This is a genomic window from Leptothrix toolikensis (SeqCode), assembly GCF_057922285.1.
The window spans coordinates 32,233-51,273 of sequence record NZ_JBYSVC010000001.1 but is presented as its reverse complement, the minus strand read 5'-3'; the positions used below and the strand labels follow the sequence as shown (position 1 = coordinate 51,273).

The following is a 19,041-nucleotide window of genomic DNA, read 5'->3' as shown; positions in this document are numbered from 1 at the left end:
GAAGATACAAGGCCATGAAAATCAAGGACTTGCGCTCTATATTTCGCAATGCGGGAAGAAGTGCGACCCATCGACCGTGAACAGAAGGCCTCCGGCGGCTGTCATTTTTTACGCAGCAAAAAGAATTTCATAATACAAAATATCGCATGCGTAATTACACGCATAAATCGAACTTGCCCATGAAAAAAGGCGACCGAAGTCGCCTTGGATACCGCCGGTCTAAAAAGCTCAGCCGCCGGTCTTCTCGGACGGGGGGAGCTTGTAGTCTGTGCGGGCTTTTTCTTTCAAGCCATCACGGAACTTGGCCAGCTTTTGTTGCTGAAGACGTTGTTGCAGTTGCGGCTTGATTTCTTCAAGCGGCGGGAACTGCACATCGCGCACATCGTCGAGCTGGATCACGTGCCAACCAAATTGGGTCTTGATGGGCTTGTCGGTGGATTTGCCCTTTTCAAGCTGGCCCAACGCTTGACCAAATTCAGCCACGTAGTTGCCCGGCGGTGCCCAATCCAAGTCGCCGCCATTGGGGGCTGAGCCTGGATCTTTGGACAGCTTCTTGGCCAGTTCGGCAAAGTTAGCCCCACCCTTGAGCTGCGTGATGATCGACTGCGCTTCTTCTTCCTTCTCGACCAAGATATGGCGAGCACGGTATTCCTTGCCACCGGCTTGGGCCTTGAGCTTGCCGTACTCGGTTTGCAGTTCAGCATCGGTGACCGGATTGGCCTTGCTGTATTCAGACAACATCTCGCGGATCAAGATCCCTTGACGTTGCATCTCAAGCTGCACCTTGTACTCTTCGGTCGCATCGATATGCCGACGCTGTGCTTCTTGAACAAAGATTTCGCGCAACACCAATTCATCTTTGACTTGGCGCTCCAACTCCGGCGTGCGAGGTTGGCCTTGCTTGGTGATTTGGCTCATCAACGCATCAAAACGTGCCTTGGGCACAGCTTTGCCGTTCACGACAGCAATGTTTTGAGCTTGCACGAGGGCCGGCAAAACGGCGGCGAAGGCAACAGCGGCCAATGAAAGCTTCTTCATGATAGGGATGCAAACCTTTCAGGAGGGGACTTTAGGAGGGACAAACACAAAAGACGCAAACCCAAGCGCCCAAGGACGAATGATAGCGACCCAGACGTGGTTTCACGCCTCAAGGTCCAAGCTCAGGGCGTGAATGCGATCACGCATCAAGCTGCCCAAGGCCGCGTAAACAAGCCGATGACGGGCAACCCTGGGCAAGCCGGCAAAGCGCGGGCTAACGATGCGCACATGAAAATGCCCGCCCCCACCCGCTGCGCCGGCATGACCGGCATGCAAGGCGCTGTCGTCGCGGATCTCAAGGGCCAGCACCGGATCAAGCCCAAAGCGCAAGCGCTGCTCCATCTCGGCCAGAAGATTCATGCTCACGCTGTGGGCTCTTTCATATGACGCGACAGGTACACGCCCTGCCCCAAGGTAAACAAGATCAGCAGGCCCGTACCGCCGAAGAGCTTGAAATTGACCCATGTATGGGTTTCAAAGTTGAACGCCACCCAGAGGTTGAGGGCCCCCATGCCGCCAAAAAACAGCACCCAAGCGGCGTTGAGGCGTCGCCAAATCGGCTCGGGCAACTCGATCTTGTCGCCCAGCAGCACACGCAGCAAGTTCTTGCCGCCCAGCATCGGCACCAACAGCAACGCCGAAGCCATGGCCCAGTAGAGCAACGTGGGCTTCCACTTGATGAACATCTCGTTGTGGAACCAAATCGTGGCTCCGCCCAGCACCGTGACCAGGCCTAAGCTGATCCAGAGCATCGCATCGACTTTGCGCCCCCGCAGCTTCAGCACCAACACCTGCACCAAGGTCGCCACGATCACCACCACCGTGGCCAGCAAGACAGGAGCCTCCTTGGCCCCCACCACCCCGCCTTGCACTAAGAAGCCGAAGGCGTCGGTGGCCCAGCTCGCGGCCTGATCGGCATGGCGCTCGGCGTAGTTGAAGGTCAGGAAGAAAAGAAGAATGGGCAGGAAATCAAGCAGCAGTTTCATAAAGAGAAAACTCAGGACGGATCGGGATTGAAATCGAGGGCAGCGGAATTGATGCAATACCGCTCGCCAGTGGGCGGCGGGCCATCGTTGAACACATGGCCTAGGTGGGCTGAGCACTGCCGGCAGCGCACTTCAACGCGCACCATACCGTGCGAGCGATCAGCGATGCGCTCGACACAGCGCGCATCCACCGGCTCCCAATAACTTGGCCAACCGCAACCCGCGTCGAACTTGGCCGCAGCCGCAAACAAGGTCGTGCCACAACACACGCAGCGGTATTGACCCGGTTCAGCGTGGTTCCAGTAACGCCCGGAAAACGGCGGCTCGGTGGCCGCTTCTTGGGTCACGGCGTACTGAACCGGGTCGAGGCGGCGCTTCAGATCATCTTTGGACATAAGAAACCTCCCATGAGAAAGAAAAGCCCGCTCAAGACGAACACGACAACGCGATCTCGGCGGCCCAAGACGGCGGCAACGCCGCATAGGCGGCATGCTCAGGCTGCTCATCGAACGGCTTGGCAAGGATGTGCAACAAGGTCCGCACCGGCTCAAAGTCGCCCGCTTGAGCCGCCGCAATCGCTTGTTCCATTTGATGGGTGCGGGCGATGTACTTCGGGTTGACTTGCTGCATGCGTGTGTGCCGCTGGGCGGCATATTCAGGCTCCATGGCGAGGCGTGCCACGTAGGCCGTGGCCCAAGCGTCGAAACGCGCTTTTTGGGGCTGCATCAGCGCATCCAACGCGCCGGTCTCGATGTCTGCCAGCCCACGCCACGCCAAGGTGTGATCCACGCGGCCTTCGGTCAATACATCCAGCCAGCCTTGGATCAGCGCGTCGTCTTCGTCATGGACACGACCAAGCCCAAGTTTGGCGCGCATCCGGGCCATCCAAGCTTGCTCGAACAGCGGTGGATAAAGCGCCAGAGCCTGTTCAAGATCCTCGGCCACCCTTTCGTTCAGCACCGCCAAGGCTTGCGCCAAGCGTTGCAAGTTCCACCAAGCTACCGAAGGTTGGCGAGCAAAGGCGTAACGGCCCCAACTGTCCGAGTGATTGCAGATGTGGTTGGGCTCGAAGGCATCGAGAAACTTGAAGGGGCCGTAGTCCAAGGTCAGGCCAAGGATCGACATGTTGTCGGTGTTCATCACGCCATGGCAAAAGCCCACAGCCTGCCAGTCGGCCATCAAGGCGGCGGTGCGGGCGACCACAGCCCGCAGCAAACGCACGGCGGGCTCATCAGACTCAGGTGAGCGCTCAGCAGGCGTGAACAAAGCCAGCGCGTCCATCACCAGTTGCTGCAAAGCCGCAGGGTTGCCCGCAGCGGCAAAGTGCTCGAAGTGGCCAAAGCGCAGAAAACTCGGGGCGACCCGGCACACCACGGCAGCACTCTCGATGCTTTCTCGTTGCACCTTCAGCGGCGAGGCGATCAGCGACAAAGCGCGGGTGGTCGGTATCCCCAGACCCGCCATGGCCTCAGAGCAAAGAAACTCGCGGATCGAAGATCGCAACACTGCCCGACCATCACCTCGGCGCGAAAACGGGGTCGGGCCACTGCCCTTGAGTTGCAGCTCCAGCCCACGCGGGGCACCCATCTCTTCGGTCTGAACAACTCCCAGCGACAGCGCCCGACCATCCCCGAGTTGACCCGCCCAAACGCCAAACTGGTGCCCGCTGTACACCGTCGCCACCGAGCGCATCCCGGGCCAAAGGGCTGAGCCACTGAATACCGTCAAGGCCGAAGGCTGTTGCCACCAATCTTGGGGCCAGCCGAGTTGTTCGGCCACCGCGTCGCTGGTGGCCACCCATGTGGGCTCAGGCACGCCTTGGGCTGAACACGCTACCGCCAAGGTATCGCCCAAGGTGGCATAAGCATCCAACCATGTCAGACGAGTGACATCAAATTGAGTCATGTGGAAGGGGCCGGCGCTTGGTGGCTCAGCGTATGGGCAAGATACGCGTGGGATCAATCGGTTTACCGCGCTTGCGCACCTCGAAGTGCAGCTGGATTCGGTCCGTATCGCTGGCCCCCATTTCGGCGATCTTTTGACCGCGTTTCACAGGTTGGTCTTCTTTGACCAGCAAGGACTGGTTATGGGCGTAGGCCGTCAGGTAGACCTCGTTGTGCTTGACGATGATCAAGTTACCGTAGCCCCTCAGGCCTGAGCCGGCATAGACCACCCGGCCATCCGCCGCCGCAAACACTGGGTCGCCGGCCTTGCCAGCGATGGCGACACCCTTGTTGCGCGTCTCATCGAAGCTCGATACCAAAGGCCCCGTGGCAGGCCAGAGCCAGATCAGATCGCTCTCGCCAGCATCACGCCCAGTGGTGCCTATCGCAGCAGCCACCGGGATCACCGGCGCGGCCACGGTGGTTGGCGCAGCGGGCGCGGCAGCGACCAACACCGCAGGCTCCGGCAGCGCAGGCGTGATGGGCGGCAACGTGCTGGTGGTGATCACGCCCGCGCCCGGTGTGGTGGTGGGTGCGTTACTGATCGAACGAAGAGCGCTGGAGGGTACGGGCACCCGGCTGGTTACGGCCGGGTTTTCTGGCATGGCGGGAGTGAGGCGCAGAACTTGGCCCACTTCGATCAAATTGGGGCGCTCTAAGTTGTTCCAGCGTTGCAAATCACGCCAGTTTTGGCCAGTTTCCAAGCCGATCCGAATCAAGGTGTCGCCCGGTTTGACGGTGTAATAACCCGGTCGGCTGACATCGACGGGCGGTGGAGGCGCTTGGAAGGCCGGCGGCTGACGCACCACCAGCACAGGTGGTTTGGCCACTGCCCCAGTTTTTTGATGATTGGTGGCACAACCCACCATGGTGATCAACAGCCAACCAGACAGCCATGCTCGAACCATCAACACAAGAAAGCGTGGAGTTTTCATGCAACCTCTGGTACTTATATCCATTCCCCTGCTCTAGGTATCAGCCTGGACCAAAGTCACAGACGCCTGATTCTAAGGGGACGAAGCGCACGTCCTCCAAGCCGAATTCTTGCAGCGTGCCATCGAACAACCGATCCACCACCAGCAAGATTTGCCGATCTTGGGTGGGAACGTAGACCGGCGCAACCAAGCGGCCCCCCGGTGCCAACTGATCCAGCCAAGCCTGCGGCAAGCTGCCATGACAGGCCGCAGCGGCGATCAAGCTGTCGTAGGGTGCGTTGGGCGGATGCCCCCAGCAGCCATCGGCGTAGATCAGCCGCACATTGGAAGCCCGGATCGGTGCCATGGCATCGCGCGCTCGGTCAAAGAGCAGTTTCAAGCGTTCCACCGAGTAGACCTCACGCGATAACTCCGCCAAGAGCGTCGCCTGATACCCACAGCCGGTGCCAATTTCCAGCGTTCGCCCCAAAGGGCGCGGGCCTGCACTGGCCCCAAGGCGCTGGCAGAGCAAGCTGAGCATGCGGGCGATGATCGACGGTTTGGAAATCGTTTGGCCCATGCCAATCGGCAGGCTGGTATCGACATAGGCTTGGGGGGCCAAGGCTGGGTCGATAAAGCGGTGTCGCTCAACGCGCGCCATGACCGATAAAACACGCTCATCAAAACACGCTGGTGCCCGCAGATGATCGACCATGCGCAGCCGCATCGATTCGTCCAAGGCTTCCTCGGACCGTGCTGATGCGGTGGCGGGGGGCGTGGCTGCCACGGTCACTCGCCGCCCGGTGGCTTGCTCTAGGCTGAGCGGAAAGCCAACCCGGCGCATCGGCCTGACGGGGGGCTCGTCACTGGCCATGCGGCCGGCTCGACATACCCGCCCAGCCGGCCAAGCCTGCGTGATCGGTCAGATCGACTTGCAACGGGGTGATGGAAATCAGGCCTTGAGCCACAGCATAGAAATCCGTGCCCTCACCGGCCTCGCGTGCATCGCCCGCTGGGCCGATCCAATAGATCGGCTCGCCCCGGGGATTGGTCTGGCGAATCACCGGCTCGCTGACATGGCGTCGCCCCAAGCGGGTGATCTGACGCGGCAAGGTTGCGGCATCGACCCGTGCGGGGATATTGACGTTCAACAGCCAAGGCTTGGCGTTCTTGGCGTTGGGCAGGTGCGGACGCTGAGCCAGCGCCTCGGCCAAGACGGCCCGCGCCGCTGCGGCCACGGCATCCAGATGAGGCCAACCGCGCCCCACCAATGAAAAGGCAATCGAGGGAATGCCAAACAAAAACCCCTCCATCGCTGCCGCCACGGTGCCCGAGTAAAGCGTATCGTCGCCCATGTTGGCACCGTTGTTGATGCCCGAGACCACCAAATCGGGGCGCTCGCTCATCAAGCCGGTCAAGGCGACATGGACGCAATCGGAAGGCGTGCCGTTGATGTAGTGAAAGCCGTTCGGGGCGGTGCAGACCGACAACGGCCGACTTAGCGTCAAGGCGTTAGAAGTACCGCTGGCGTTTTGCTCGGGGGCCACCACCTCCACCGTTCCAAATTCACGACACACCCGCACCAAGGCGTCCAGCCCCGGGGCCAAGTACCCATCATCATTGGCAACCAAAATTCTCATGGAAGCGATTTTAGAGGCCAACGTGGGATTTGGTCTTATTTACCGCTAGAATCTCATTCTCTTGTCGGGGTGTAGCGCAGCCTGGTAGCGCAACTGGTTTGGGACCAGTAGGTCGGACGTTCGAATCGTCTCACCCCGACCATCAGATCAAGTAAAGGCCCTTTCAGGCCTTTTTTGTTTTTTAGATCAGATCAACACCCGTCTTGGCCGCGATCTCTTCGCGACTCACGCCAGGGGCCAATTCCACCAGCTTCAAGCCTTCGGGCGTCACATCCATCACGGCCAGATCCGTGATGATGCGATTGACCACGCCCACGCCGGTTAACGGCAAGGTGCAGTTCGGCAGAATTTTCAGATCGGTCGAGCCGTCTCTCTTGGTGGCGATGTGTTCCATCAGCACCACGACGCGGCCCACGCCAGCGACCAAATCCATGGCACCGCCCATGCCCTTGACCATCTTGCCGGGGATCATCCAGTTGGCCAGATCACCTTGGCTGCTGACCTGCATCGCACCCAAAATGGCCAGATTGATCTTGCCGCCCCGGATCATGCCGAAGCTGTCAGCACTGCTGAAAAAGGCCGAGCCCGGCAGCGTGGTGACGGTTTGCTTGCCAGCGTTGATCAAATCGGCGTCCACGGCGTCTTCAGCCGGGAATGGGCCGATACCGAGCAAGCCGTTTTCGCTTTGCAGCCAGACTTCCATGCCAGTGGGCACGTGGTTGGCGACCAAGGTCGGCAAGCCGATACCGAGGTTGACGTAGAAGCCGTCTTGCAGCTCTTGGGCTGCGCGGGCAGCCATTTCATCGCGGGTCCATGCCATGTTGTGACTCCTCGGCTCAGATAGTTTTGCGGATGGTGCGCTGTTCGATGCGCTTTTCCGGGGTGGTGTTGAGCACGATACGGTGCACAAAAATGCCGGGCAGATGGATCTGATCCGGATCAAGTTCGCCGATCTCAACGATCTTTTCGACTTCGACCACCGTCAGCTTGCCGGCTTGGGCAACGTTCGGGTTGAAGTTGCGTGCCGTCTTGTTGAAGATCAGGTTGCCTGACTTGTCAGCGATATGCGCCTTGACCAGTGAGACTTCTGGCGTCAAGGCACGCTCCATGACGTACTTGTGACCGTCGAACTCACGGATTTCCTTGCCGTCAGCCACGATGGTGCCCACGCCGGTCTTGGTGAAGAAAGCCGGAATGCCTGCGCCGCCGGCGCGCAGCTTTTCAGCCAGCGTGCCTTGGGGGGTGAATTCCAGCTCCAGCTCGCCGCTCAGGTACTGACGCTCGAACTCTTTGTTCTCGCCCACGTAGCTGGAGATCATCTTTTTGATCTGCCGAGTGCTGAGCAACTTGCCCAAACCGAAACCATCGACCCCGGCGTTGTTCGAGATCACCGTCAGATCCTTGACGCCAGTGGCTTGCAGCGCATCAATCAGCGCCTCAGGAATCCCGCACAGGCCGAAACCACCGACCGCCAACAACTGACCGTCCCTGACGATACCGTCGAGTGCCGCAGCGGCGCTCGGATAAACCTTGTTCATGGCATTGCGCTCCGAATGACAACCTGACAACCGCCCGAAGACGTGGGCGGACCAGACGAAGCGTACTACGTAATCACATACGTATTGAGTACGTAGAATTGACTACGTTGGACTACACCAGCAAGGCGGCAAAGGCCTCGGCCGGCATGGGGCGGCCGAAGTGATAGCCCTGGGCATAACCACACTGACGGTTGTGCAGCAGATCGCGCTGCTCGATGGTTTCAACCCCCTCGGCCACGACCCGCAAATTCAGGCTGGCAGCCATGGCCAAAATGGCTTCGATCAGCGCAGTCGCGCTGGCATCTTGGACGCAATGGCGAACAAAGGACTGGTCGATCTTGATCGTCTCGACCGGAAAACGGCGGATATAGCTCAGGCTCGAATAGCCGGTGCCGAAATCATCGACCGTGAAGTGCACTCCCAATTGGCGCAGGCACTGCATGGCGGTTTCAATACCAGCGTCGTCCTGAAGCAAGATGCTCTCGGTCAGTTCCAGCTCCAACAGCTCGGGCGGGAAACCGGTTTCCTCCAAAACCGCCGCGACCACTTGGCACAAGTTCTGATGTCGAAACTGGTAGGCCGACAAATTCACCGCTAAGGAGATCGACGTTTGACCAGCACGCTGCCAGCGCACCGCTTCGGCACAGGCTTGGCGCAGCACCCACTCGCCCATCGGCGCAATCAAACCAGTTTCTTCGGCCACGGGGATGAACTCACTCGGCGGACACAGTGAGCCATCCGAGCGCACCCAGCGGATCAAAGCCTCCGCACCCACGATATGGCCGGTACGCAAATCGACTTGGGGCTGAAAGTGAACCCGAAACTCGTTTTGATCGAGCGCCCGGCGTAACTGCGCTTCCAGACGGGTGCGCAACTGCACCGCTTGGTCCATGCCCGGCGTAAAAAACCGGGCGTTGTTTTTGCCGCCAGCTTTGGCCTCATACATCGCGGTGTCGGCTTTGCGAATGAGTCCGGCCGCCGTGGCGCTATCGTCGGGATAGGTCGCGACCCCGATGCTCACGCCAAGGAAAAACTGATCGTTCAGGATGTCAAAGGGTGTTTTGAAGGCCGCGAGAATGTCTTTCGACCGGCGGGTGATGGTGCTTACATCACACCCTGAACACAGGACGGCAAATTCGTCGCCACCCAAGCGGGCCAATACATCGTCCTCGCCCAAGATGCGCCGCAGGCGCTCGGCCACCTTGTTGAGCAGTTGATCGCCTTGTTCGTGGCCCCAAGCATCGTTGATGAGCTTGAAGTTATCCAGATCCAAGATCAGCACACTGAGCATCAAAGCGTTGCGTTGTGCCACAGCCACCGCTTGCCCAAGTCGATCCAGAAACAGCACCCGATTGGGCAAGCCCGTCAGGGCGTCGAAATGCGCCACGATGTCTAAATGATGGCGCGCCAGCTGAATCTCTTCGAGCCGCTGCGCGTTGTCCAACACCAAAGACAGCGAGTTGGCAAAACTGCGCGTCAGCAGCTCGTCTTCGGCCGAGAACGGCTCGCCGTGTGGCTTGTCACTGAGATAGATCCGACCATAAACGCGGCCCATATGCGAGATCGGCACGGCCAGCAACGAGGTCATCTTGGGGTGGTGCGCCGGAAACCCCGCACTGCGCGGATCGGTATGAAGGTTCTCAAGGCGCAGAGCCACGTCTTGCTGGATCACAACGCCCAGCAAACCTCGCCCTTGGGGGAGTTCGCCGATGTGGGCAGCCTCTTCGGCCGTCAAACCCGTGTAGACAAATTGCGCCAACCCGCCTTGGCTATCCAAGATGCCGATGGCTCCGTAACGGGCATGGATCAATTTAACCAAGGCCTCGATACCGCCTTGCAGCAAGTCACGCTCCACCGTGGTGTGCGACAACAACTGCAACATCGAGCGCGCGGCGTCGTGTAGCCCTTGCAACCGCATTGCCCAATCCGTTTTGTGCTGCCGGTCTTGCTCAATTTGCTGATTGAGCTTTTGCATTTCCTGCAACAGCCATTGCTGGCGCGCCAACAACGCTTCTAGCCAACTGGCCCGGGTCACCACCCCCACAAAAAAGCCCTGCTCATCCACCACCGGCACCGCGCTCCAGCCGTAAGCGGCCATCCCTTGACCAAGCTGGTCCAACGGGGTTTGGGGTCCGACTGACATGACCGGATTGACCAAATTGAGACGAAGTAAATCGGCAAAAATGCGCTGCGGGAACGAAGCCGTGTCTTGCTCCGTGACCAAGCCGAGAAACCTTGACGCAAGCTCGTCAAGCTCGTCAGCGGTGGGCTCCTCAAACACGGCGTAGATCACACTCGCGCCTTGGCCGAGCCGCTCCGGCTTGTAGCGTTCGTCGGCATGCACCCGCATCACGCGACCTTGGCACAACGCATCTAAAGCCACCAACGGCTGATTCATGTCATGGGCCGCCACCCTTATTCCCCCGACTCTTCGATCAACATTTCGACCGAAATTTCAAGCTGCATGATTTCCTCGGCACCCATGGCAGGCTTGATATGGCGCAGCACAAAAGCCAGCAAACGATCGCGTGGAATGCGCCGCAACAGCGCTTGGCGCACCAAGATGTCTTGGATGATGTCGTCCTCGATGGGAATGTGCTCAAAGGGAAACGCCGTCAGCAGATCCAAGGCTTTGCGCAGCGCCACGCAACCAATCGGCGCATTGCGCCCCACGACCAAGCCGTCGCGGATGAGCGGCAAAACAAACTCATGCGCTTTGGCCTTGATGATCTGTTGATTTTTGTGGGATGACATGCAGCCTCGCTGGGTTTATCGACCATGTATCCCCCTTTTGGGGGATATGAACCAAGTGCGAAACTTACTTGATTTTGACAAGCCATGTCCTATAAACCTTCTTTTTTGATCGACTATCGCACCGCCTTTGAGCTCGCCCCCATCGGCTTGGTGCTGTCAAGCCATCGCACCATGGTTGATTGCAATGCCCGCATGCTGGCCATGTTTGGGGCTGAACGGACTCAGCTTATCGGCCAATCTTTTGGCATGCTCTACCCCACGGACGAAGAATTCGAGCGCACGGGGCAGCGCATCGTCGCAAGCCTAGATGACAGCGGGCATTACGCCGATGAACGCATCATGAAACGTGCGGGCGGTGTGGTGGCGGGTGAGCTTTTCTGGTGCCACGTCTCCGGTCGAGCCCTGGACCCCGCTCAGCCCCATGCTGCGGGCATTTGGGCCTTTGAAGACCTTTCCAATCGCCGCAGCGTGGGGGTGGCGTTGACCGCCCGGGAGCGCGAAATCGCCGCCCTGCTTATCGAAGGCCTGACCAGCAAGCTCATCGGTCGCAAGCTCGGCATCAGTCCACGCACCGTCGATGTCTTTCGCGCTCGACTGATCCGTAAAACCGGGGCCAGCTCGACCCCGGACTTGGTTCACAAGCTGCTGGCGGGTTCGGGTTCCGAGCCGGTTTGAGTCGTTGGCGTGGCTTGAGCTTGCAGATCTTGGTCGATCAGATACAGGCGGGTGTCGAATTCAAGCTGGTGATAGTCGGGCAGCATGTGCTGGCACAGAGCGTAAAAAGCCGAGTCATGTTCGCGCTCTTTCAGGTGCGCCAACTCATGCACCACGATCATCGCCAGCATGGGCTCCGGAGCCAGCCTGAACAAGCGGGCGATGCGGATCTCGCGCTTGGCCTTGAGCTGCCCGCCTTGCACCCGTGAAATACGAGTGTGGGTGCCCAAAGCCTGCTGCGTCAGGCGCAGCGTGCCGTCAAACACCACTTTGCTCAGCGGCGGTGCGCTGCGCATGTAGCGCGCCTTCAGGGCTTGAACATGGTCATAAAGCGCCCGGTCGGTGCGGATGTCGTGGCTCTCGGGGTAACGCTGGCGCAGCCGCTCACCGAGCTTGCCTTGGTCGATAAGTTGGCGCACTTGATCAATCAAGGGCTGGGGATAGCCGTTTAACACGCTCAAAACAGATTTTTCCATGGCGCGGCATGATGCCAGCCCATGACCCGTGACACCACGCCCAACTCGCCCTCCTCCCAAGCTCCCGCCGCTCCAACTCTTTGGCGCGGCTACCTTGCCGCTGGCGGCGTGGTGCTGATCTGGACCGGCTTCATCTTGATGTCGCGCTTTGGCGGCAAAACCCATCTCACCCCTTGGGACATCCTCGCCCTGCGCTTGGGCACGGCCAGCTTGATCTTGTTGCCGCTGTCGCTCAACTTGCCGCGCACGCTTTACGTTGACCTCTTGCGTGATGGCCGGCTCTGGTTGCTGGCGCTGCTGGGGGTGTTGCTTTACGGCGTACTGGTCTACGCCGGCTTCAAAACCGCTCCAGCCGCGCACGTGGGCATCTTGCTGTCGGGGCTACAGCCCTTTTTGATCGCCTTGGTGACGTGGGGCTTGCTGCGTGTACCGCCCTCCCGGCAAACCCGCCTTGGCCTGATCGGTATCGGTCTGGGCTTGCTGTGCGTGGCGTGGCCGCTGGTGTGGAGCCCCGACTTGCTGATCGGTGACGGGTTGGTGTTGGCCGCATCCATCACGTGGGCGTTTTACAGCGTGCTCAGCAAGCGCTGGAGCTTCGAGCCGTGGCTGCTGACGCGCTTTGTGGCGCTGGCCTCAGCGCTGGTGTTTTTACCGATCTACGCCCTCTTTCTGCCCAAAGCGCTGGGCAGCGTGCCGCCGTCGATGCTGCTGATGCAAGGCCTTTACCAAGGCATCGGCCCGACCATTTTGGCCATGCTGCTGTTTCTCAAAGCCGTCCATATCCTGGGGCCGCAACGCACCGGGGCCATGATCGCGCTCGTGCCCGTGCTGGCTGGCGTCAGCGCCGCCCCGCTGCTGGACGAAGCCCTGAGCCTATCGCTGCTCGGCGGACTGGTCTTGGTGTCTTTGGGGGCTTGGGTGGCGGTACGACCGGCAGCTGCCTGAGGCAGGCCCATCCAATAAGATGCCGCCCTTGTTCTTGTCGCGCCCTCGCCCGTGGTTTCTCACAATTCTTCGTCTCGCTACAGCACCACCCTCACAGCGGGGGCGTTGATGTTGCCCGAGAGCCGCCGTGTGGCGGCGCTCTTGCTCACGATGCCGAACCGTCAAGCGTGGGGGCATGCCTTGCGTGTGGATAACGTGTTGCAGAAAAATACGCCCGCCACCGCCATGCGTTTGGGGCGAGTGATTCGCACCCGACTGGAAACCTTGCCCGAGGCCGGTTGGCTTTTGATCGCCCAAGGGCCCCAAGAGGCTGCGCTCCAGAGTTTGTTGGCGGCGGCGATGTTGCACAGCCGGCTGCTCACGGACTTCATGCGTGACGTCGTGGCGGCGCACCACCACAAACTCGACACTGCGTTGTCCCGCCAAGATTGGGGCCCCTTTCTGGCCGACTGCGCAGCCCGTGATCCGGCAAGTGCTCGCTGGAGTCGGTCCACCCAAACCAAGCTTTGGCAGGTGCTGATACGCATCCTGACCGAAGGTCGCTATCTGGAATCGGCGCAAACACTGCGCTTGCGCTCCCCCAGCTTGCACCCCGATGTGCGTCGCATGCTTGAAAAAAGCGGCCACACACCCTTGATTCACACCTTGAACTTGGAGCTGCGCCCATGAGCCTCAGTTTTGAAGACCGGCTCAACCGCATTCTGCCCCGCATCACCGCTGACGACTTCCTTCTCAACAAGGGCCTCGGTAACGAAATCGGCTTCTGGATCTTCGACTACCCGCCGGAGCAGGAATTGGCGATGCGCGCGTTCATCACCGACGTGATCAAACCCGCTTTAGCCAAGCGCGTGCCGACGCTGCGCGCCGACACCATCGACCTCTTCGCGCTGATCATCGACATCCTCAAAGAGCGCGGTTTGCTCGATAAAGCCTTGAAGATGCAGGCCGACAAGGGCGATGAGGTCCTCATGGCTGCGCTGCGCCCGGTGCTCAAGGAAGAAAAGCTGGCTCAACGCATCACCGAGCGCATCCACCCGGCTGAACTCGATCTTCTGATGCTCACGGGCATCGGCTCGGCTTATCCGCTGCTGCGCAGCAACACCTTGCTGTCGTCCCTGCACCCAGTGATGCAACGCACGCCGCTGCTGATGTTCTTTCCAGGGCGCTACAACGGCTTCTCGCTTAGCCTGTTCAACCAACTGGCTGACGACCATTACTACCGCGCCTTCCGCTTATGCTGATCAAAGACCTCTTCGTCAAACCCATCGACCGCCCGATCAATGGCGTCATCAAGGCCGACCAGCGCGACGCCGAGAGCATTTGGCAGGAGCTGGACGAGTACGTTGTCACCAAGCAGCTCACCGAATACTTCCGCAAGTTTTTTGACGCCTACCTCGCGGCGGCTGACAACCCCAACGACCCCGTGTTGGCGGCGCGCATGGGGGTGTGGGTGTCGGGCTTCTTCGGCTCGGGCAAATCGCACTTCATCAAGATCTTGTCGTATCTGCTGGAGAACCTTGAAGCGCACAACGCGCTCACCGGGGAAAGCCGACGGGCTGCGGCGTTTTTTGATGAACGCAAGCTCAAAGACGCCATGCTGCTGGCCGATGTGCAGCGCGCCACCCGGGGCAGCGCCGATGTCATGCTGTTCAACATCGACGCCAAGGCCGACAGCAAGTCCGACCGCGACGTGATCTTGCAGGTGTTCCTGCGCGTCTTCAACGAAAAGCTCGGCTACTCGGGCGATGCACCACACATCGCCGAGATGGAGCGTCATCTGGTGAGCAAAGGGGCCTTTGAGCTCTTCCAGCAAGCGTTCGAGCAGCGCAGCGGCTCGACTTGGTTCAAGGAACGTGACTCGTTCGACTTTCTGCGCGATGAGATCGTGGCCGCCTTGTCCGAAGCGCTGAAGATGTCGCCCGAATCGGCGGGTAGCTGGTTTGACAACGCGCGTGACACCTACAAGATCAACATCGAGAGCTTCGCCAAGCTGCTGCGCGAGCACCTCGACACCCAACCGGCCGGGCACCGGGTGATTTTTTTGGTGGACGAGGTGGGGCAGTTCATCGGTGCCAACACCCAGTTGATGCTGACGCTGCAAACCATCACCGAGCAACTCGGCACGCTCTGCCAAGGCCGGGCGTGGGTCATCGTCACCAGCCAAGAAGACATCGACGCTGCGCTGGGCGACGCCAACAAGGCCAAGAGCCAAGACTTTTCCAAAATCCAGGGCCGCTTCCATACCCGCTTGTCGCTGGCCAGTTCCAACACCGACGAAGTGATCGGTGAACGCCTGTTGGCCAAGACGGAAGACGCACACCGCGCGTTGCGCACGGTGTTCGAGCGTCAGTCCGACATCATCAATAACCAACTCTCCTTCGTCGGTACCAGCGTCAACCTGCGCGGCTACCGGGACGCGGCGGAATTCGTGGCGATCTACCCGTTTGCGCCCTATCAGTTCACGCTCTTGCAAAAAGTGTTCGAGTCGATCCGCCGCGTAGGTGCCACCGGCCAGCATCTTTCAAGGGGCGAGCGCTCGCTGCTTGATGCCTTCCAGTCGGCCACCCGCCGCAACGCCGACAAGGGCCTTGATGCGTTGGTGCCGCTTTTTGATTTCTACCCCTCCATCGAGAGCTTTCTCGACACCAGTGTCAAACGCGCCATCGACCAAGCCGCCGACAACACCGCCTTGCAGTTGCCGCAGGATCTGCAACTGCTCAAGGCGCTGTTTTTGATCCGCTATGTCGCTGAAGTGCTCAAGCCCACGCTCGACAACTTGGCCACCCTCTGTCTGGAGCAGATCGACGCCGACAAACTTGCGCTCAAGCGTGGTCTGCAAGCCAGCTTGGAACGCCTCGAAGCGCAAAAGCTGGTCAGCCGCAACGGCGATCAGTGGTTCTTTCTGACCAACGAAGAACGCGATGTGGCCCGCGAGATTGGCCATATCGGGGTGGCGGTGGCCGAAAAGAACCGTTTGCTGGCCGACATCGTCTTTGAGGAAATCCTCAAAGGCCAAACCAAGGTACGCCACAAGGACACCAAAGGGGACTACGAATGCAACCGCTTGCTTGACGGTGCGCCCTACAAGCAAGCCCACCATCCGCTCACGCTGGAACTGCTCAGCCCCCTCGGGGATGACTACGAAGCGTTCAGCGAGAGTCGCTGCATTTTGCGCAGCGCCGAAGGCTCGGGCCGAGCGCTGATTCGCCTTGATGAGGGCGACCGTCTGGATGTCGAGCTGACGCTTTATATGCAGATCGAAAAGTTCGTCGATAGCCCCAAAGCCAGCACCGCCACGCCCTCGCTGAAAAAGATCATGAGCGAGCGCAAGGACGAGAATCGCGAGCGCCGCAACCGCTTGGTCGGCCAGATCAGCGCGTTGATGACCGGCGGCGACTTCTACGCCAAAGGCCAAAAGATCAGCAGCAAGGCCGCCAGCCCCAGTGCGCTGCTCGACGAGCTGGTGAACTACCTGATCACCAACACCTTTCTCAAGCTGGCTTTGCTGAAGGTGCGCCAAGCGGACCCGCAGGCTGAGATCCGCGCCGTGCTTTCGGCCGACGATCTGGCGCAGCGCACCTTGGCCTTGGGCGGCGAAGAAGGCAACCCGCTGGCCTTGGCCGATGTGCGCGACTACCTCAACCTCACCGCACGCGACAAGCGGGTGTTGTTGTCGGATGTGGTGGAGCGCTACAGCGCCATGCCCTACGGCTGGAAGCCCGACGGGGAAATCGTGCTGATCGTGGCGCGTTTGTTCATGGTGGGCGACATCAAGCTCACGCTTGAAGGCACCGACCTCGACCCGAAAAGCGCCGTCGATGCCCTGACCAAACCGGCGCGCTTTCGGCAAGTCAGCCTGCTCAAGCGCAAGCAAGCCGATGCCAGCAGCCTCAAGCGCGCGCGCGACTTGTACAAGGAGCTGTTCTCGGGCCTAGCGCGTGAGGACGAAGACGGCTTGGTGGCCGATTGGCGCGAAAAACTAACGGGCTGGTCGCAGCAACTGCGCAGCTACGCCCCCCTTGCGGCGCAAAAACACCACCCCGGCACAAGCACCCTTGACACCTTGCAGGCGCGCATCCAGCAACAGCAAGCCCTGCGTGACGCCTTTGAGTACGTCGAAGCCTTGAACCGCACCCAAGACGACTGGCTGTACGCGGGCGAGGACATGGGCGATTTGAGTGCTTTTTACGATCAGCAACTGCCCACTTGGCGCAAGTTGTTGGAGGCCCTGCACCTCTTTGAAGCCAACCGGGAAGCCTTGATCAAAGATGCTCGCGCCGGTGCCGCGCTCAAAGAGCTGGACGCCTTGCGCGCCAACCCAGCGCCCTACACGCAGATCCATCGCATCGAGCCGCTCATGGCCAGCGTGCAAGCGGTCAACGACACCTTGGCCGCTGAAAAACGGGCCACCGCCCTGCAATCCATCGACACCAAAATCGCCGATGTGCAGCAAGCTCTTGATCAAACCAGCGCCGGGCCTGAGCTGAGCCAGCGCGTATTGCAGCCGCTGCAAACCCTCAAAACCCAAGTGGCGGGGCTGAGCAGCATCCCGCAGATCCTCTACTTGCAAGACCACCAAGGGGGCGAGCGCCTCGACAAAGCCATGGCCGCCATCAGCGCCGCCGCCTTGTCGATCCAAGCCGCACCCAAACCCAGCCAAACGGTTCACGCCGCTCAGCTCTCGCCCAAAACCTATCTGGAAGACGTGGCCGAGGTCGAGAACTATCTGGATGCGCTACGCACCAAGCTGCTCAGCGTCATTCAGGCCGGTCAGCGGGTGCGGGTTCAGTGAGCGGGTGCGCCGAGGGCATCGCCGTCGTCGGCTTCGGCTTCCGGCCAAAGCGCCGGAAAGTAAAAACGCAGCGCGTGCAGCGGCAGACCCAAGCGCACAGCCCCTTGGGGCGTGTCGCTTGTCAGCAAGCGGCGCTCAAGCAGCGCCTTCAGCAGCGAGCCCGCTGTGCGCTCGGCCAAGCCGGTCATGGCTTTGAATTCGCCGCGCGCCAGTGCAGCGTCGGTGACGAACAGGTAGTGCAGCGGGCGCAGCGCCGCCATGCGGACACCTGTACGCACGCCCGAGCGCAGCGTCTGCTCCTCATAGGCCAAGCAAGCGGCGATGCGCCGCTCCATATCACCCAGCTTGAGCAGCCCCGCCATGAAGGTGACTTGGTCTTGGCAAATCGACAGCACATAGCTGATCCAGTCCACCAGCGCACGCTGACTCAGGTTGCCTCGGCCGTCCAAGTCACCCCGGCGCGATTCATCGGCAGCGGCCAGCAGCGCGTAGTACTGATCGGTGCTGCGGGCGAAGCCGCGCAGCGGCGACCACAGCCCGCCGGTGTAGCCCAGTGCCGTCATCAAGGTGTGGGTGTGCAACCGCATCACCCGGCCGTTGCCATCGACAAAGGGATGGATCCAGCCCAGCCGGTGATGCGCGGCCGCCAAGGCCAGCAGCGCGGCCTCTCCACGGCGTGTGCCGCCATAGACGGCACCCCAGCGCTGCAAAAAGCTCGGCACGGCCGCAAACGCCGGGGCGATGTGTTGGCCCACACTGACCTCACGTGGGCGCAGTTGCCCGGGCACGATCACTTCGCCATCGGGCGTGCGCAAATCATCCGGTGGCAGCCGACTGAACAGCGTGTGATGCAAGTCCGTCACCGCTTCTGGTCCATAGAGCCGCAGCGCGCCCTCGGCCCCGGCGTAGCGCGCTTCGAGCGCGATTTCAGCCTCGATGTGCGCCACCGCCAGCCGTTGGCGGGTCGCCAGTTCGCGGTCGGCCGAGAAGTCACGCCGCAGGGCTTGATCCATCTCGAACGGTCGGGTGTGCTGCCCTTCGATGCGGTTGGAGTGGTACGAGTTCATGCTGCGCAGCAGCGCTCGCAGCCCCGATGGCACAGTGGTGCCGCTCAGTTGCAGGGCCGAGCGGGCCAAGTCATGCGCTTGCACCAGCAGCGGTTGCTGCGCCGCATCGGACGGCATCAGCGGTTCGAACGGGTGGATGGAGTGGTACAAATTGCTCATGATTTGCCAACATTCAGGCATCGCCAAATGCTTGTCGTAAAACGATTATCCTTGATGAATGCGGCATCTTTTGCC

General features: G+C 60.4%; 19 protein-coding genes and 1 tRNA gene. 6 read left to right on the top strand and 14 right to left on the bottom strand.

The features are described from left to right. Window positions 1-228 precede the first annotated feature (228 nt). From AC3VI7_RS00235 to surE, 8 genes are all read right to left on the bottom strand, one after another. Complete coding sequence (locus AC3VI7_RS00235; RefSeq protein ID WP_489668948.1) at window positions 229-1,038, bottom strand: peptidylprolyl isomerase; 810 nt, start codon at window positions 1,036-1,038, stop codon at window positions 229-231. 102 nt (window positions 1,039-1,140) lie between these two features. Next, a complete protein-coding gene (locus tag AC3VI7_RS00230) occupies window positions 1,141-1,398 on the bottom strand; it encodes a BolA family protein (RefSeq protein WP_489668984.1) in 258 nt (85 codons plus the stop codon). 2 nt (window positions 1,399-1,400) lie between these two features. Further along, window positions 1,401-2,024: a septation protein A gene (locus AC3VI7_RS00225; RefSeq protein ID WP_489668947.1), complete on the bottom strand. Its 624-nt coding sequence runs from the start codon at window positions 2,022-2,024 to the stop codon at window positions 1,401-1,403. Window positions 2,025-2,035: 11 nt separating this feature from the next. Next, window positions 2,036-2,419, bottom strand: a complete 384-nt coding sequence (msrB, locus tag AC3VI7_RS00220; RefSeq protein WP_489668946.1) for a peptide-methionine (R)-S-oxide reductase MsrB — start codon at window positions 2,417-2,419, stop codon at window positions 2,036-2,038. A gap of 31 nt (window positions 2,420-2,450) precedes the next feature. Then, on the bottom strand, window positions 2,451-3,929 hold the full coding sequence (locus AC3VI7_RS00215) for a protein adenylyltransferase SelO (protein ID WP_489668945.1): 1,479 nt from the start codon (window positions 3,927-3,929) through the stop codon (window positions 2,451-2,453). A gap of 25 nt (window positions 3,930-3,954) precedes the next feature. Continuing rightward, on the bottom strand, window positions 3,955-4,902 hold the full coding sequence (locus tag AC3VI7_RS00210; protein WP_489668944.1) for a peptidoglycan DD-metalloendopeptidase family protein: 948 nt from the start codon (window positions 4,900-4,902) through the stop codon (window positions 3,955-3,957). Between the two features lie 40 nt (window positions 4,903-4,942). Then, a complete protein-coding gene (locus AC3VI7_RS00205; protein WP_489671171.1) occupies window positions 4,943-5,755 on the bottom strand; it encodes a protein-L-isoaspartate O-methyltransferase family protein in 813 nt (270 codons plus the stop codon). Further along, entirely contained in the window at window positions 5,745-6,521 is a 777-nt protein-coding gene (gene surE, locus AC3VI7_RS00200; RefSeq protein WP_489669867.1) for a 5'/3'-nucleotidase SurE, read from the bottom strand. The genes AC3VI7_RS00205 and surE overlap by 11 nt, the downstream gene beginning before the upstream one ends. 65 nt (window positions 6,522-6,586) lie before the next feature. On the opposite strand from surE, the gene AC3VI7_RS00195 reads away from it, so the two are divergent. Then, a tRNA-Pro gene (locus AC3VI7_RS00195) sits at window positions 6,587-6,663 on the top strand. A 39-nt stretch (window positions 6,664-6,702) separates the two neighbouring features. Here the strand turns inward: AC3VI7_RS00195 and AC3VI7_RS00190 are convergent. The 4 genes from AC3VI7_RS00190 to AC3VI7_RS00175 all read right to left on the bottom strand — a co-directional run bounded on the left by AC3VI7_RS00190 (window position 6,703) and on the right by AC3VI7_RS00175 (window position 10,813). After that, window positions 6,703-7,341, bottom strand: coding sequence for a CoA transferase subunit B (locus tag AC3VI7_RS00190; protein WP_489669866.1), 639 nt, complete (start codon window positions 7,339-7,341; stop codon window positions 6,703-6,705). A 16-nt stretch (window positions 7,342-7,357) separates the two neighbouring features. Continuing rightward, the gene (locus AC3VI7_RS00185) at window positions 7,358-8,059 is read right to left on the bottom strand and encodes a CoA transferase subunit A (RefSeq protein ID WP_489669865.1); all 702 of its coding nucleotides are present in this window, start codon (window positions 8,057-8,059) and stop codon (window positions 7,358-7,360) included. Window positions 8,060-8,171: 112 nt separating this feature from the next. Beyond that, on the bottom strand, window positions 8,172-10,457 hold the full coding sequence (locus AC3VI7_RS00180; RefSeq protein WP_489669864.1) for an EAL domain-containing protein: 2,286 nt from the start codon (window positions 10,455-10,457) through the stop codon (window positions 8,172-8,174). Window positions 10,458-10,474: 17 nt separating this feature from the next. After that, on the bottom strand, window positions 10,475-10,813 hold the full coding sequence (locus AC3VI7_RS00175; protein WP_489669863.1) for a hypothetical protein: 339 nt from the start codon (window positions 10,811-10,813) through the stop codon (window positions 10,475-10,477). 84 nt (window positions 10,814-10,897) lie between these two features. Here AC3VI7_RS00175 and AC3VI7_RS00170 point away from each other — a divergent pair, with 84 nt between their 5' ends. Next, complete coding sequence (locus AC3VI7_RS00170; protein ID WP_489669862.1) at window positions 10,898-11,488, top strand: LuxR C-terminal-related transcriptional regulator; 591 nt, start codon at window positions 10,898-10,900, stop codon at window positions 11,486-11,488. On the opposite strand, the gene AC3VI7_RS00165 is transcribed toward AC3VI7_RS00170, so the two are convergent. Beyond that, window positions 11,449-12,003 carry a M48 metallopeptidase family protein gene (locus AC3VI7_RS00165; protein ID WP_489669861.1) on the bottom strand — a complete coding sequence of 185 codons (555 nt, stop codon included), beginning with the start codon at window positions 12,001-12,003 and terminating at the stop codon, window positions 11,449-11,451. The two genes, AC3VI7_RS00170 and AC3VI7_RS00165, sit on opposite strands and share 40 nt — an antisense overlap. Before the next feature lie 21 nt (window positions 12,004-12,024). On the opposite strand from AC3VI7_RS00165, the gene AC3VI7_RS00160 reads away from it, so the two are divergent. From AC3VI7_RS00160 to brxC, 4 genes are read left to right on the top strand one after another with little or no spacing between them, the layout of a single operon-like run. After that, complete coding sequence (locus AC3VI7_RS00160) at window positions 12,025-12,948, top strand: DMT family transporter (RefSeq protein WP_489671170.1); 924 nt, start codon at window positions 12,025-12,027, stop codon at window positions 12,946-12,948. A 51-nt stretch (window positions 12,949-12,999) separates the two neighbouring features. Next, window positions 13,000-13,617: a DUF1819 family protein gene (locus tag AC3VI7_RS00155; RefSeq protein WP_489668631.1), complete on the top strand. Its 618-nt coding sequence runs from the start codon at window positions 13,000-13,002 to the stop codon at window positions 13,615-13,617. After that, a complete protein-coding gene (locus tag AC3VI7_RS00150; protein ID WP_489668630.1) occupies window positions 13,614-14,189 on the top strand; it encodes a DUF1788 domain-containing protein in 576 nt (191 codons plus the stop codon). Before AC3VI7_RS00155 ends, AC3VI7_RS00150 begins: the two co-directional genes overlap by 4 nt. Then, window positions 14,183-17,740: a BREX system P-loop protein BrxC gene (brxC, locus tag AC3VI7_RS00145; protein WP_489668629.1), complete on the top strand. Its 3,558-nt coding sequence runs from the start codon at window positions 14,183-14,185 to the stop codon at window positions 17,738-17,740. The genes AC3VI7_RS00150 and brxC overlap by 7 nt, the downstream gene beginning before the upstream one ends. Here the strand turns inward: brxC and AC3VI7_RS00140 are convergent. Beyond that, the gene (locus tag AC3VI7_RS00140; protein WP_489668628.1) at window positions 17,734-18,966 is read right to left on the bottom strand and encodes a Fic family protein; all 1,233 of its coding nucleotides are present in this window, start codon (window positions 18,964-18,966) and stop codon (window positions 17,734-17,736) included. The genes brxC and AC3VI7_RS00140 overlap by 7 nt on opposite strands. Window positions 18,967-19,041: the final 75 nt, after the last annotated feature.